The sequence below is a fragment of the Mycobacterium sp. pV006 genome, assembly GCF_041287115.1.
Classification (GTDB): Bacteria; Actinomycetota; Actinomycetes; order Mycobacteriales; family Mycobacteriaceae; genus Mycobacterium.
In genome coordinates, this window is the sequence record NZ_JBGGKT010000012.1 from 123,813 (window position 1) to 137,267 (window position 13,455).

The following is a 13,455-nucleotide window of genomic DNA, read 5'->3' on the forward strand; positions in this document are numbered from 1 at the left end:
TCGGGTCACCCGATTCAGGAGGCGATGTGCGTTTCACCTATGCCGAAGCGATGACCGACCCGACGTACTACATCCCGTTGGCCAAAGCCGCGGAGGCGGCGGGCTACCACGCGATGACGATCCCCGACAGCCTCGCCTACCCGTTCGAGTCGGATTCGAAGTATCCCTACACCCCCGACGGCAACCGGGAGTTCCTCGACGGCAAGGCGTTCATCGAGTCGTTCGTGCTGACCGCGGCGCTGTGCGCGGTGACGACGACGCTGCGGTTCAACCACTTCGTGTTGAAGTTGCCGATTCGTCCGCCGGCTCTCGTGGCCAAACAGGCCGGGTCGCTGGCGGCGTTGTTCGACAACCGGCTCGGGCTCGGGGTGGGCACCAGCCCGTGGCCGGAGGACTACGAGTTGATGAATGTGCCGTTCGCCCGTCGCGGCAAGCGGATGGACGAGTGCATCGAGATCATCCGCGGGCTGACCTCTGGTGACTATTTCGAGTTCCACGGCGAGTTCTACGACATCCCGAAGACGAAGATGACGCCGGCGCCGTCGAAGCCCGTGCCGATCCTCATCGGCGGGCACGCCGACGCCGCGCTGCGCCGCGCCGCCCGCAACGACGGTTGGATGCACGGCGGAGGGGATCCGGAGGAACTCGACGGCCTGCTGGCCAAGCTGAACCAGTTCCGCGACGCGGCCGGCACCGCCGACAACAAGGACTACGAGATCCACGTGATCTCGATCGACGCCTACACCCCCGACGGCATCAAGCGCCTGGAGGACAAGGGCGTCACCGACGTGATCGTCGGGTTCCGGATTCCCTACATCACGGGGCAGGACACCGAACCGCTCGACGCCAAGATCCGCAATCTGGAAATGTTCGCGGAGAACGTCATCGCCAAGGTGTAGTCACGCGTCGCTGCAGCGCTTGAGCGCATTGGCGATCGCATCGATCGTTGTGGCACGGCCGATTTCGGCGCACAACCGCTGCGCCGCATCGCGGTGGCGGTCGTCGTCGCGCAACCGCAGCACGGCCGCGCGCACGGCCTGCGGTGTCGGGGTCGTGGTCTTGAGATCGACGCCGACGCCGGTGTACGCCACCCGCGCAGCGACTTCCGCCTTGTCGGAGGTCTCGCCGGCCACGACCAACGGCACCCCGTGACTCAGGGCGTATTGCACACCGCCGTAGCCCCCGTTGGTGATCATCACGTCGACGTGGGGCATCAGCGCCGAGTACGGCACCCAGTCGGTTACCCGTGCGTTCGCCGGGATCCGGGTGGGAAGCCGTTGGCCGGCCCTGCCGCCGGTGGTCGCGACGACGAGGACATCGTCGAGGTCCGCGAGCCCGCGCAGGGTCGGGGTGATCAGTTGATCGAGGTCGGTGTTGTCGAAGGTGCCCTGGGTGACCAGGACGACGGTCCGCGCGGACTGGAGGTCCGACCACCACGACGGCTTCTCGAAGGCGGTGTCCGCCGGCGGCAGTGCCGGGCCGACGAACTCGACCGTCTCCGGCAGGTCGCTGCGCGGGTACTCGAAGCCCGCGACCGACAGTTGCACCATCGCGTCGGCCAGCCGTGGCCAGTCACTGATGAACACCGGTGCACCACCCCCGACACCTGCGCGACGTAAGGCGGTGTCGAACGCATGTTGGCTGTCGCGCATGATGACGCGGTGGGCGACGCTGGTCATCCGGCTGTAGTCGACGCCCTCCTGGGGCTGCCATGCCATCCCGAACGGTGGCGTGTCGACGCTGGAGAGGGTCAGCGGCGCGACTCCGCACGCCACGATCGGGGGCCGGGGCGCCGTGCCCAGTAGGACGGCCAACGCTCCGGTGAACGTGACGTCGGCCAGGATCGCGTCGACAGCCGTGTGGTCGAGCATCGCGCGCAGCGCGTGCGCCTGCGCAGCCAGGGGCTCGACGAACACCGACCGCAGTTCGGCGCGGCCGAGCCAGAAGCGCCGCAGCGGCGCAGGCAGCTTGCGCAGCAGCATCGGCGCGGCGGCGGGCGGGTCGATACGCACCCGGTCGGGAAGGGCCACCATGTCCAGTCCGGCGTCACGCACCGCGTCTGCGAGGTCGGCGCCGGTCAGCACGGTCACATCGTGTCCCAGCGACTGCAGTCCTGAGCCGATCACCAGCATCGGCATCAGATGTCCCCGCAACGGGGTTGCGGCCAGAAGATAGTGCGCCAAACCTGGTCCTTATGTCCGTGGAACCGGCCGGCTCCTCGTGCTGATCTTGCTTGACACTCGTCGACTGTAGCGTGAGTGGATGCGGTAAATCGAAATGGTTGCTGCACAATCAGTTTCGCGGATATGGCGGACTGGCCTGCAGACCGGCGCGATCTCGGTAGAGTCGGACGCGATGACAGCCGGTCGCTACGACGTTCCTGGCGCCTTCGATGCGGGGGCGAAGTCCTATGACGTCCTGGTCGGCGCCAACCCCGGGTATCACGAGCACCTCAAACTCTCGGCGCACCGGATGGGTCTGCAGAACCGGGGTGCAGGCCTGAAACTGCTGGACATCGGATGCGGTACCGGAGCCTCGACGTCGGCATTGACCGAGGTCGCGCCGATGGCCGAGATCGTCGCGGTCGACGGATCGTCAGGGATGCTCGACGAAGCCCGCGCCAAACCATGGCCGGACACGGTGCGGTTCGTGCACAGCCGCGCCGAGAACCTGGCCGAGGCGGGCGTGGCCGGACCGTTCGACGGGATCCTGGCGGCCTACCTGGTCCGCAACCTGCCCGATCCCGATCCGGTGTTGCGGTCGCTGTGCGCATTGCTGCGCCCGGGCGGCGTGCTGGCCGTGCACGAGTACTCGGTGCGCGACTCGGTGCCCGCGAGACTGCTCTGGAATGCGGTCTGCGCCGCGGTGATAATCCCGGCCGGTCGCATCCGCGCGGGCGACGCCGGGCTCTACCGGTACCTCCGGCGCAGCGTCAACGAGTTCGACGGCGTCGGCGCGTTCCAGGATCGCCTGCGCCGCAATGGTTTCGTCGATGTGCAGCAGATGACGGTGCCGGGGTGGCAGCGCAACATCGTGCACACTTTCATCGCCCGAACGCGCGCGGTTTAATTCGGCTTGGTTTGCGGGCATTCCGCTGCATGGCATTCAAACTCACCTACTCCGATGGACAAGAATCCGAACACGGCGACGACACCGTCTGGGACCTCGACGACGGTGTACTCAAGCTCGGCAAGAAGAAGGGCGAGTGGTCGGTCTTGCTCTCGCCGAGCCACTGGGCCGTGCTCGAGTTGGTCACGTCATCCGACAAGAGCGACGACTCCGACGATGACGATGACGACTCCGATGACGACAAGAAGTCGAAGGACTCGGAGGACGACAAGAAGAAGGACGACGACGACGACTGACGGTCAGCCGCGATAGTCGGCCACCTGCTCGGCCAGCTCGTCGAGCATCCCCAGCGATTCGTCGCGCGGCAACGTCGGCAGCAGCAGGTTGACCTGCCGGTAACTGAGCCCCTCCAGGTCTGCCCAATAGGTGGGCTTGGCCGGGGTGCCGAACGTCGTGAGCGAGACGTCACCGTCGGCGCCGTCGCGGATCTGTTCGATGCGCCGCTTCAGTTGGTCGACGGGCAGTGGGTTGGAGATCCACCCTGCGCCGTGGCGGACGATGCGCTTGACCATCGCATCGGAATCGCCGCCGATGAGGATGGGCGGGTGCGGCTGCTGGACGGGCTTCGGCCGTAGGTAGGACAGGTCGAAATCGACGAAGCGGCCGTGGTATTCGGCGGGCTCCTCGGTCCACAGCGTTCTGATCGCCTCGATGCGCTCGTCGAGCAGCGCTCCTCGGGTTCTCGGGTCGGTGCCGTGGTGGCGCATCTCCTCGAGGTTCCAGCCGGCCCCCACACCGAACACGAACCGCCCGTTCGAGATGAGGTCGATGCTGGCGGCTTCCTTGGCGGTGGTGATGGGATCGCGCTGGATCAGCAGCGCGATGCCGGTGATCAGCTGAATGCGGGAGGTCACCGCGGCCGCGGCGGCGAGGGTGACGAAGGGATCCAGCGTGCGGTAGTAGACGCTCGGGAGATCTCCGCCGCCGGGATAAGCGGATTCGCGGCTGGCCGGAATGTGGGTGTGCTCGGCGACCACCAGCGCGTCGAAACCGCGCTCCTCGATGGCTTTCGCCAGGGTGACGGTATCGATGGCGTCGTCGTTGACGAACGTCGAGATCCCGAACTTCATCGTCTACCTCCTGCGCGTCCCAACGAACGCCAACATCGCCGGGCGTGACGCTATTCCGCGCCCGGGTTACCCGATCTCGTGGAGTCGATCCAGGATCGACCAGATCAATCGATCGTCGGTGGTGGCGCGCAGACGCACCGTTTCTGTGGGAGTCGGCTTCTGGCCCAGCATCGCCCGGTTCTGCATCTCTTCGAGGCGGTGCAGCACGTCGTTCATGAATCCGGTGAAGTCCTGGAGATGCTGATTCGAGAATCGCGTGCAGTCGGCGAGCAGCGCGATATGAGGCTCGGGGACCGAATGCCGGCGCGCCCGCTCGGCCAGCTCGAGCAGCGACTCGTAGCAGTCACCGAGGTAGTCGGCGGCGGCCAGAATTCCGTCGGCGTCGGCGGTGCTCTCGTCACCGGCGGAACCGAACAGCGCAGTGAAGTCCGGGGAAGCCAGGAACGCATTCGTCCGCGCGACGATGTCGTCGGTACCACGCACCTGCCGGGTGACGAACTCGGCTACCTCCGCATCGCTGCGCAGACGCGTGGCAGGCGCCGCAGGGACATTGCACACCTGCGCGATCTTGCGTTCCTCCAGCGCAGCCCAGCGTTGGAAGAGCGCCGAGGCGAACGCCGCCCACGGCCAGCACGTCGGACGTTGTCGCAGCATCTGCCGGAGCAGCTCCGGCGTCGGAACCACCATGGCCACCGATACGGCGTCACGACTTCTACCCATGCCCTGAAGCTAGGCGCGGGTACCGACAACACCTCGCGAACTAGCCTGTGGCGATGACCGTCTCCCTCTTCGCGCTGCAGGTCGCCGATCCCGCCGATGCGTGGACGCGCTGCGGGTTCGACGTCGACGCAGACGGTGTGTGCTCGGTCGGCGGAGTCGCCATCCGACTGCTCGGTCGCGAGCGCGGCACCGGGATCGTCGGCTGGTCCTTGGGTGGGCTTCCGCCCGAGTCACCCGACGAACTCGACGGCATCCCGACGACACGCTCCGATTCGCCGGGCGCTGCTCCCGGTGCCCACCCCAACGGCGTGACGGCCATCGATCACGTCGTCCTGATGTCGCCGAATTTGCAGCGGACAGTCACGTCGCTGGCCGCCATCGGAGTGCATCCGCGCCGCGAACGCGACGCCGAGCTGGGCGGGCGGCCCATCCGCCAGATCTTCTTCCGCCTCGGCGACGTGATCCTGGAAGTCGTCGGGTCCCGCGACTCCGCGGGCGCCGACGTTTCCAGGCTCTGGGGCATCACCTACGTCGTCACCGACATCGATGCCACCGCCGCGTTCTTCGGTGACCTCACCGCACCGGTCAAGGACGCGGTGCAGCCGGGCCGCCGCATAACCACACTGCGGAACCTCGAGTTGGGAATGTCGGTGCGGACCGCGATGATCTCGGCCCCTTATCCTCGGACCTCATGAGCGCGTCCATCGAGGAGCCCGTCACCATCCACACCGATGGCGGCTGCCGACCGAATCCGGGGGCCCGGCGGATGGGGTGCGGTGCTGCGCCGACGCGGGCACGTGCGCGAGATGTGCGGCGGCGAGGCGGACACGAGCAACAACCGCATGGAGTTGACGGCGCCGATCATGGCCCTGGAAGCGTTGACGCGGCCGGTCTCGGTCCACCTGTTCACCGACAGCACCTACGTCCGCAACGGCATCACCAAATGGGTGCTGGGCTGGGAACGCAACGGGTGGATGACGGCCGCCAAGCAACCGGTGAAGAACGTCGACCTGTGGAAGCGACTCCAATTGGCCTGTGCGCCACACCGAGTCGAGTGGTTCTGGGTGAAGGGCCACTCGGGGGTCGCCGACAACGAGCTGGCCGATGTGCTCGCGACGCGCGGCATGCAGGAAGCGTTGCTGGCCACACGCTGAGCAGTGAGACTCAGGCCACCGCGCGTTGGTTGCCGCGATCTTCGCGTTCATGGTCGGCGGCGTAGCGGGCGCTCAAACGCGAGCCGCCGCGAACGCCGCCGCCTGCGCCACCATCCCGTTGGAGGGGTAGAGGTTGTGGGCGGCAGGGTCCAGCCCGTTGGAGCAGATCGGATCGTTGGCCGCGCAGAGGTCGATCGTCTTCGCCACAAACGATGCGCCCACTGGAACATTGGGCTGCCCGATCAAAAACAGGAATCGGTCATTCGGCTTACCGAAGAGCGCTACCGCGTCCACCTTCTCGGCGGCAGCGACCGGTAACTGCGACGTGGTGCCATAGGCGAACGAGTTCGGTGGCACGGCCGCAGCGTCGGCAGTCACCATCTGCGCGACCGCCGCACCCTGGGAGAAGCCGCCGAGCACGATGCTGGTGTCAGGGCATTCGGCGGCGACCTGCTTGATGCGTGCGCCGGCGTCGTTCACGCCGATCACGGAGGTGGGCCACCGGTGGGTGGCCGGATAGTTCACCGCGTACAGGCCGACTGTCCTGTCTCCGAGTTCACGGCGCAACGCGTCGACGAAACTCTGCCCGACGAAACCGGGACCTGCCGGCTCGGCGGTGCCGCGGGCGAAAACCACTTCGACGTCGGCGCAGGAAGCCGCCGCGGCCACCGGTGTCGGCACCAGCGCAATCACACCGCCGACCGCGGCGGCAGCCAGAAGGACAGGTAGCCGAAGAAACTTAGACCAGCGAATCATTTCTCCATGGTGACACAGCTTGTGGGTGCCGGCGACGACGTCCCCGCACACGACCAAGTGCCGGGTCTGACGAAGGCGCTGGCGATCCGCAGGCTCCTGTCTCAACAATGGGACGCATCAACTCGCCTATCAGTGGCACCGAATCGTAAGGACGCTCTCGATGAAGATCACCGCAGCCGTTCTACGCGGCGAACAAGCTCCGTACACCCTCGAGGAACTCGAGCTTCCCGATCCGGGCCCGGGTCAGATCCTGGTGCGCGTCGTCGGCGCCGGGCACTGCCACACCGACGTCGTACCGCGCGCCGGCATGGGTCTGGGCACCCCACCGATCGTGGTGGGCCATGAAGGCGCCGGCGTGGTCGAAGCGGTGGGCACCGCCGTGGATTCCGTCAGCGTGGGCGATCATGTCGTGCTCAGCTTCGACTCCTGCGGACGCTGCCGCAACTGCCGCCAAGCACAGCCGGCGTATTGCGACACCTTCATGGAGCGCAACCTCGGCGGTCCGGGTGTCGACGGTGCCGAGCAGCTCACCGACTCCGACGGCCGACCCGTCGCCGGGCAGTGGTTCGGCCAGTCGTCGTTTGCCACCCACGCCGTCGTCGACGACAAGAGCCTGCCGTTGGAACTGCTCGGCCCGCTGGGGTGTGGCATCCAGACCGGTGCGGGTGCGGTGCTCGAAGCGCTGCGCGTACCGCCCGGCACGGGCATCGTCGTCACGGGTACCGGTGCTGTCGGTCTGTCGGCGATCATGGCGGCCAAGGTCGCCGGCGCCGGACCGATCATCGCCGTCGACATCAACGCCGAACGACTCGAACTGGCCCGCGAACTCGGCGCCACTGACATCATCGTCTCCGGCGATGCGGATCTGACCGAACAGATACGCGCCGTCGCACCCGCCGGGGTGGACTACGGCCTGGACACCACCGGATTGCCCGCCGTCATCGGCCCGACCCTCAACGCGCTGACCCAGCGTGGAGTGCTCGGACTGGTCGGCGTGCAGCAGGGTGATCTGGTGATCGACCCGCTGGCATTGGCTGTGGGCCGCACCCTGCGGGGAATCCTCGAAGGAGACGCCGTTCCGCAGACGTTCATCCCACGACTGATCGCGTTGTGGCAGGACGGACGCTTCCCCTTCGACAAGCTGATCCAGACCTTCGACCTGACCGACATCAACACGGTCGAACAACGTGCCCTGGCGGGCGAGATCATCAAGCCGGTACTACTGCCCCCGAAGTAGGTACGAGAGCTGACGCCGCAGATGGGCCGCCCTCGCGAACCGCGTGTGCCGTCATTCCCACACCACCTCGTCGGGGCTCTTGTCCGGCCGCAGCCCGCGCCAGCTGGCCTGCCGCAGGCGCCCGTCGGAGGTGCGTTCGCTGTAGCGCACCTCGCCGACCAGTTCCGGCCGAACGAACGTCACCCCCTTCGCGTCCTGCGTGGGAAGCCTTGCGGCAAAGGGTGACTCGTCGGTGTGCAACGGCTTCAGGGTTTTCTTCAGCTCGGCGAGCGCCTTGTCGGTGAACCCGGTGCCGACCCGGCCGACGAATTCCAGCCCGTCGGTCCCGGGGACGCCGAGGACTAGCGCCCCGATACCGCTGCTGCGGCCACCCTCGCCCTGGCGCCAGCCGCCGATCACGACTTCCTGGGTGTTCCAGATCTTGTCCTTGATCCACGCCGACGAGCGCCGGCCCGGTTGGTAGGTCGAGTCCCATTTCTTAGCGACGACACCTTCCCACTTGCGTTCGCGGGCGTGTTCGAGCGCCTCGGGTCCGTCACCGTCGAGCAGGTCGGGGACGATGAGACCGCCTCCCTCGGCGAGGGTTTCGAGGATCTTGCGGCGGTCGCGGTACTTGGCCTTCAACAGCCAGCGGCCATCGAGCCGCAGCACGTCGAACGCCCAGAACTCGACGCGGGTGGCGCGGGCACGGTTCTGCATCTGGCCGAAGCTGGGCACGCCCTTCTCGTCGAGCGCGACGATCTCTCCGTCGAGCATCACATGGTGATCAGCGAGATCAGCTGCCAGGGCGCGTAATTGGGGGTACTCGCCGGTGACGTCGCGCCCGCTGCGCGACTTGAGGCAGAGCTCGCCGTGGTCGGCGTCGACCAGCAGGCGGTAGCCGTCCCATTTGCCTTCGAAAGCCCATTGTTTGGCGGTGTACTTCTCGACCGATCCGTGGGTGGCCAGCATCGGCGCGAAGTCCTCGAACGTCGGATTCGGCTGGTCCTTCATTCTGTGGGCGAGCCAGTTCTTGCCGTCGGTCTGGATCAACGCGTAACGGCCGCGGACTTTTTCACCGTGCAGCGTGACGATGACCTCTCCGCCCTTGGCGGGCCCGTCGGGTGGGTGGTCGTTGAACTTCTCGGCCTCGTAGGTGCCGGTGTCCCAGATCGTCATCTCCCCGCCGCCGTACTCCCCCTTGGGAATGCTGCCGTGGAAGGTGAGGTATTCCAGCGGATGGTCCTCGGTATGCACGGCCAGCCGGTTCTCGGCGGGACTGTCGGGGAGGTTCTTCGGCACCGCCCAGCTGACCAGCACGCCGTCGCGTTCCAGGCGCAGATCGTAGTGCAGCCGGCGGGCGTGGTGTTCCTGGATGACGAAGCGGTCGTTGTCGCCCGCGACGGGAGGCCGGGGCGGAACCGGTTCCGGCGTCTTCGCGGGGTCACGCATACTGCGGTACTTGGTCAGCCGGTCCTCGACGGGCACCTTCTCGTCGAGGTCGGCGAGTAGGTCACCGAACTGGTCGACGCGTTCGAGGACCTCGTCGAAACGCAGATGCCGCAGATCGGGATCGGAGATCTCCTCCCACGTCCGCGGGGCGGCGACGGTCGGCTCGTCGCGGCCACGCATCGAGTACGGCGCGATGGTGGTCTTGTTGCCGTTGTTCTGGCTCCAGTCCACGAACACCTTGCCCGCACGCAGGCTCTTGGTCATCGTCGCGGTGACCTGCTTGGGCATCGTCTTCTCGAGCTGCTGGGCCACCCGCTTGGCGAGCACCGACGCGCCCTGCGAACTGATCGGCTCATCGAGTGGCACGTACAGGTGCAGGCCTTTGCTCCCGCTCGTCAGCGGAAACACGGTGAGCCCCATGCCGGTGATCAGGTCGCGGACCTCGTGGGCGACCTCGCACAGCTGGCGGAACGTCACTCCGTCGCCGGGGTCGAGGTCGAACACGACGCGGGTGGCGGGCCCAGGGACCAGATCGTCACCCGACCCGACGAACCGCCACTGCGGAACGTGCACCTCCAGCGAGGCCTGCTGCGCGAGCCAGGCCAGACCCTCGCGGGTGTTGATCACCGGATAGGTCGTGGTACCGGACTTGTGGACGACGGTGCCGCGGTCCAACCAGTCCGGGGCAGAGCTGGCCAGCTGTTTCTCGAAGAACTCCAGCTCTCCGACGCCGTTGGGCCAGCGCTTCCGGGTGACGGCCCGCCCGGCGATGTGCGGCAGCATCGCCTCGGCGATGGCGACGTAGTACTCGAACACCTCCGCCTTGGTGGTGCCCGTGGCGGGGTAGAGCACCTTGTCCGGATTGGTCAGCCGTACCCGCCCGTAACCATCCTCGCCATTGCCCACGACAAAGTATTACCCCGAGTTCTACATATGGGTCGTCCTGTGTGGCCGACAACGACCCTCACGTAGAACTGGCCGTTCACAACGCCGGCTTCATCCACAACCACACGCTCGCGACCCGGCTCGCGGACGTCCACCGTCGGGCGTCGTCGCGAACATCGACGCATGTCGGCGTTCATCGGGCGGGAAGCCCTCACTCGCGGGAAGCTCACCCGCGGACAGCTGCGGGCGCGATACGTCGCTGTCCATCCGGGGGTTTACGTGCCGAGAGGCGCGCCACGCACTGTGCTGCTCAACGCCTCGGCCGCCTGGCTGTGGACAGGGCGCCGCGGTGTCATCGCGGGGCGCGCCGGTGCGGCGTTGCACGGAGCGAAGTGGGTCGACTCGACCACGCCGATCGAGATCATCGCCGAGCACGGCCGCCGCAGGGACGGTGTCATCGTCCGGGAGGAAAGACTGGGCGACGACGAGATCGTCCACCTCGGCGACCTTCCGGTGACCTCGGCGGTGCGCACCGCGTTCGACCTCGGTCGCCATCTCCCCCGCGACGCCGCGGTCGTTCATCTCGATGCCTTGGCCGCCGCCACCGGAGTGAGCGCTGCCGATACCGCCCCGTTGGCCCTGCGCTACCGCGGTGCGCGAGGTGTCCGGTCCGCAGATGCCGCGTTGGATCTCATGGACGCCGGCGCGGCCTCACCGCAGGAAACCCGGCTCCGTCTCACACTCATCGACGGCGGCCTGCCACGGCCGAGGACGCAGATCCGGGTGTCCGACGGGCATTCCACCGCCTTCATCGACATGGGATACGACAAGCCGAAGGTCGGCCTCGACTACGAGGGCGCTCATCACGCGACGAACCGGGGCCAGTACGTCCACGACATCGGCCGAGTCGAACTCCTCGACCGCGAGGGCTGGATCGATCTTCGCGTGGTGGCCGAACACAGCCGGAAGTTCATCCTGCATCGGGTCCGCGAAGCCTTCCGTCGGCGCGGGTGGACCCCGCCGAGTTCTACGTGAGGGTCGTCCTGAACAGCCGACAATGACCCTCACGCAGAACTCGCCACAGAAGACGCGCCCTAGTTCAGGCGTTCACCGGTCTGCGGGTGGAACAGGTGCACGACACCGTCTGGGTGGCGGCGCAGCTTGACCGAGTCGGCCAGCTTGGGTGCGGTGCGCGGATTGCACCGGGCCACCAGCTCGACGCCGGAACCCGAACCCGCGTGGGTGTAGACGTAGGCCTCGCTACCGAGGTCCTCGACGAGGTCGACCACCACGTCCACCCCACCGTCGGTGGACAGTTCGAGTTGCTCGGGCCGGATGCCGATGGTGACTTCGCTCAGGCCAGCCTCGCTGATCTTGCTCAGGTGCTCGCGTTCCAGCTCGAACGTCGAGTCACCGATCTTGACGCCGTCGGCAGCGACGGGCACGGTCAGCAAGTTCATCGCCGGGGAGCCGATGAAGCCGGCGACGAACGCGTTGGCCGGCCGGTCGTAGAGCTCGTTGGGTGAGGCGAACTGCTGCAATTTTCCGTGGCGCAGTACGGCGACGCGGTCGCCCATCGTGATGGCCTCCACCTGGTCGTGGGTGACGTAGACGGTGGTGGTGCCCAAACGCCGTTGCAGCGCGGCGATCTGCGTCCGGGTCTGCACGCGCAGCTTCGCGTCGAGGTTGCTCAGCGGCTCGTCCATGCAGAACACCTGGGGCTCACGCACGATCGCGCGGCCCATCGCGACGCGCTGCCGTTGTCCGCCGGACAGTTTCGCCGGTTTGCGGTCCAGGAACTCGGTGAGGTCCAGGATCTTGGCGGCCTCCTCGACCTTGCGGCGCCGCTCGTCGGCCGGCACCCCACGCAGCTTCAACGCGAAACCCATGTTCTCCGCGACGGTCTTGTTCGGGTACAGGGCGTAGTTCTGGAACACCATCGCGATGTCGCGGTCCTTCGACGGCACGCCCGTCATGTCCTTGCCGTCGATCTCGATGGAGCCCTCGTCGATGTCCTCGAGCCCGGCGAGCATGCGCAGTGCGGTGCTCTTGCCCGACCCCGACGGGCCCACCAGGACCACGAACTCGCCGTCGGCGATGTCGAGGTTGAGCGAGTCGACCGCGAGCTTGTCCGACCCCTCGTAGATGCAGGAGGCGTTGCGGTAGGTGATCGTTGCCATCGTTACTCCGTTGTGTTCGGGGGCTACTTGATTGCGCCGAAGGACAGGCCGCGCACCAGCTTGTTCTGCGCGAACCAGCCGCACAGGATCACCGGGACCGCCGACATGGTGGCGGCCGCCGACAGCACCGCCCAGTACTGGCCCTCCCCGGCGATGAAGCCGACGAGGTACACCGGCATCGTCTGCGCGTTGACCGCGGTGAGGTTCACCGCGAAGAAGAACTCGTTCCACGCGAAGATCACGCAGATCAGTGCGGTCGCGGCGATACCCGGCGACACCAGCGGCAGGATGACCTCGCGCACGGTGCGCCACAGACTGGCGCCGTCGAGGCTGGCCGCCTCGAGCAGTTCGCCGGGGACCTCGAGGAAGAACGACCGCATCATCCACACCGCGATCGGCAAGTTCATCGCGGTGTAGAGGATGACCAGTGCCCAGATGTTGTCCAGCAGACCGATGTTGGACACGATCACATACAGCGGCAGGATCACCGCGACGATCGGCAGCATCTTGGTGCTCATGAAGAAGAACAGCGCATCGGAGGTCTTGCGTACCGGGCGCAACGACAGCGCGAACGCCGCGGGCACCCCGAGCAGCAGCACGAGCACGGTCGAGATGCCGGTTGCGAACAGCGAATTCAGCATCGCCGGCCCGATCGCCTGATCGAACACCTCGCGGAACTGGTCGAGCGTCGGAGCGAAGAACAGTGTCGGTGGGCTGGTCGCGGCGTCGGACTCCTGTTTGAACGCGGTGAGGATCATCCAGAAGACGGGGAAGAAGAAGCCGAGTGCGACCAGCCACGCCACCAGCGCCCACGGGCTGAACTGCCGATTCTTCTTGGGCTTGGCAACCGATTCGGTTGTCTGCACGTTCTTTTCGACAGTGGTGGTGCTCAT

Annotated in this window: 13 protein-coding genes and 1 pseudogene; 7 read left to right on the plus strand and 7 right to left on the minus strand. The window is 66.8% G+C overall.

The features are described 5' to 3' along the window. Positions 1-26 precede the first annotated feature (26 nt). On the plus strand, positions 27-899 hold the full coding sequence (locus tag ACAG25_RS18695) for an LLM class flavin-dependent oxidoreductase (protein ID WP_370489966.1): 873 nt from the start codon (positions 27-29) through the stop codon (positions 897-899). Here ACAG25_RS18695 and ACAG25_RS18700 read toward each other — a convergent pair whose 3' ends face one another. After that, on the minus strand, positions 900-2,183 hold the full coding sequence (locus ACAG25_RS18700; RefSeq protein ID WP_370489967.1) for a glycosyltransferase: 1,284 nt from the start codon (positions 2,181-2,183) through the stop codon (positions 900-902). It lies immediately after the preceding gene. A 172-nt stretch (positions 2,184-2,355) separates the two neighbouring features. On the opposite strand from ACAG25_RS18700, the gene ACAG25_RS18705 reads away from it, so the two are divergent. Both ACAG25_RS18705 and ACAG25_RS18710 read left to right on the plus strand, forming a co-directional pair. After that, positions 2,356-3,069 carry a class I SAM-dependent methyltransferase gene (locus ACAG25_RS18705; RefSeq protein WP_370489968.1) on the plus strand — a complete coding sequence of 238 codons (714 nt, stop codon included), beginning with the start codon at positions 2,356-2,358 and terminating at the stop codon, positions 3,067-3,069. Between the two features lie 29 nt (positions 3,070-3,098). Continuing rightward, a complete protein-coding gene (locus ACAG25_RS18710) occupies positions 3,099-3,365 on the plus strand; it encodes a hypothetical protein (RefSeq protein ID WP_370489969.1) in 267 nt (88 codons plus the stop codon). Between the two features lie 3 nt (positions 3,366-3,368). Here the strand turns inward: ACAG25_RS18710 and ACAG25_RS18715 are convergent, their stop codons facing one another. After that, positions 3,369-4,199, minus strand: coding sequence for an LLM class F420-dependent oxidoreductase (locus ACAG25_RS18715; RefSeq protein ID WP_370489970.1), 831 nt, complete (start codon positions 4,197-4,199; stop codon positions 3,369-3,371). 66 nt (positions 4,200-4,265) lie between these two features. Further along, the gene (locus ACAG25_RS18720; protein WP_370489971.1) at positions 4,266-4,919 is read right to left on the minus strand and encodes a hypothetical protein; all 654 of its coding nucleotides are present in this window, start codon (positions 4,917-4,919) and stop codon (positions 4,266-4,268) included. 53 nt (positions 4,920-4,972) lie between these two features. Between ACAG25_RS18720 and ACAG25_RS18725 the strand changes: the two genes are divergently transcribed. Beyond that, entirely contained in the window at positions 4,973-5,614 is a 642-nt protein-coding gene (locus ACAG25_RS18725; protein WP_370489972.1) for a glyoxalase, read from the plus strand. After that, positions 5,611-6,073: pseudogene (gene rnhA, locus ACAG25_RS18730) on the plus strand (ribonuclease HI). The gene ACAG25_RS18725 and the pseudogene rnhA overlap by 4 nt, the downstream one beginning before the upstream one ends. Positions 6,074-6,145: 72 nt before the next feature. Here the strand turns inward: rnhA and ACAG25_RS18735 are convergent. After that, a complete protein-coding gene (locus ACAG25_RS18735) occupies positions 6,146-6,829 on the minus strand; it encodes a cutinase family protein (protein ID WP_370489973.1) in 684 nt (227 codons plus the stop codon). A gap of 160 nt (positions 6,830-6,989) precedes the next feature. Between ACAG25_RS18735 and ACAG25_RS18740 the strand changes: the two genes are divergently transcribed. Further along, complete coding sequence (locus ACAG25_RS18740; RefSeq protein WP_370489974.1) at positions 6,990-8,066, plus strand: NAD(P)-dependent alcohol dehydrogenase; 1,077 nt, start codon at positions 6,990-6,992, stop codon at positions 8,064-8,066. Between the two features lie 51 nt (positions 8,067-8,117). On the opposite strand, the gene ACAG25_RS18745 is transcribed toward ACAG25_RS18740, so the two are convergent. Beyond that, complete coding sequence (locus ACAG25_RS18745) at positions 8,118-10,403, minus strand: ATP-dependent DNA ligase (RefSeq protein WP_370489975.1); 2,286 nt, start codon at positions 10,401-10,403, stop codon at positions 8,118-8,120. Between the two features lie 162 nt (positions 10,404-10,565). Between ACAG25_RS18745 and ACAG25_RS18750 the strand changes: the two genes are divergently transcribed. Continuing rightward, positions 10,566-11,417 (plus strand): hypothetical protein, encoded by an 852-nt coding sequence (locus ACAG25_RS18750; protein WP_370489976.1) that lies wholly within the window; start codon positions 10,566-10,568, stop codon positions 11,415-11,417. A 59-nt stretch (positions 11,418-11,476) separates the two neighbouring features. Here the strand turns inward: ACAG25_RS18750 and ACAG25_RS18755 are convergent, their stop codons facing one another. Both ACAG25_RS18755 and ACAG25_RS18760 read right to left on the minus strand, forming a co-directional pair. Further along, the gene (locus ACAG25_RS18755; RefSeq protein WP_370489977.1) at positions 11,477-12,562 is read right to left on the minus strand and encodes an ABC transporter ATP-binding protein; all 1,086 of its coding nucleotides are present in this window, start codon (positions 12,560-12,562) and stop codon (positions 11,477-11,479) included. Positions 12,563-12,585: 23 nt separating this feature from the next. Beyond that, positions 12,586-13,455, minus strand: a complete 870-nt coding sequence (locus ACAG25_RS18760; RefSeq protein ID WP_370489978.1) for a carbohydrate ABC transporter permease — start codon at positions 13,453-13,455, stop codon at positions 12,586-12,588.

Bases quoted from the DNA above. Each gene is read 5' to 3' on its own strand.
- ACAG25_RS18750 (WP_370489976.1), top strand. From the start codon at position 10,566: ATGTCGGCGTTCATCGGGCGGGAAGCCCTCACTCGCGGGAAGCTCACC.
- ACAG25_RS18740 (WP_370489974.1), top strand. From the start codon at position 6,990: ATGAAGATCACCGCAGCCGTTCTACGCGGCGAACAAGCTCCGTACACC.
- ACAG25_RS18710 (WP_370489969.1), top strand. From the start codon at position 3,099: ATGGCATTCAAACTCACCTACTCCGATGGACAAGAATCCGAACACGGC.
- ACAG25_RS18705 (WP_370489968.1), top strand. From the start codon at position 2,356: ATGACAGCCGGTCGCTACGACGTTCCTGGCGCCTTCGATGCGGGGGCG.
- ACAG25_RS18720 (WP_370489971.1), bottom strand. From the start codon at position 4,919: ATGGGTAGAAGTCGTGACGCCGTATCGGTGGCCATGGTGGTTCCGACG.
- ACAG25_RS18715 (WP_370489970.1), bottom strand. From the start codon at position 4,199: ATGAAGTTCGGGATCTCGACGTTCGTCAACGACGACGCCATCGATACC.
- ACAG25_RS18760 (WP_370489978.1), bottom strand. From the start codon at position 13,455: ATGAGCACCACCACTGTCGAAAAGAACGTGCAGACAACCGAATCGGTT.
- ACAG25_RS18755 (WP_370489977.1), bottom strand. From the start codon at position 12,562: ATGGCAACGATCACCTACCGCAACGCCTCCTGCATCTACGAGGGGTCG.
- ACAG25_RS18725 (WP_370489972.1), top strand. From the start codon at position 4,973: ATGACCGTCTCCCTCTTCGCGCTGCAGGTCGCCGATCCCGCCGATGCG.
- ACAG25_RS18735 (WP_370489973.1), bottom strand. From the start codon at position 6,829: ATGATTCGCTGGTCTAAGTTTCTTCGGCTACCTGTCCTTCTGGCTGCC.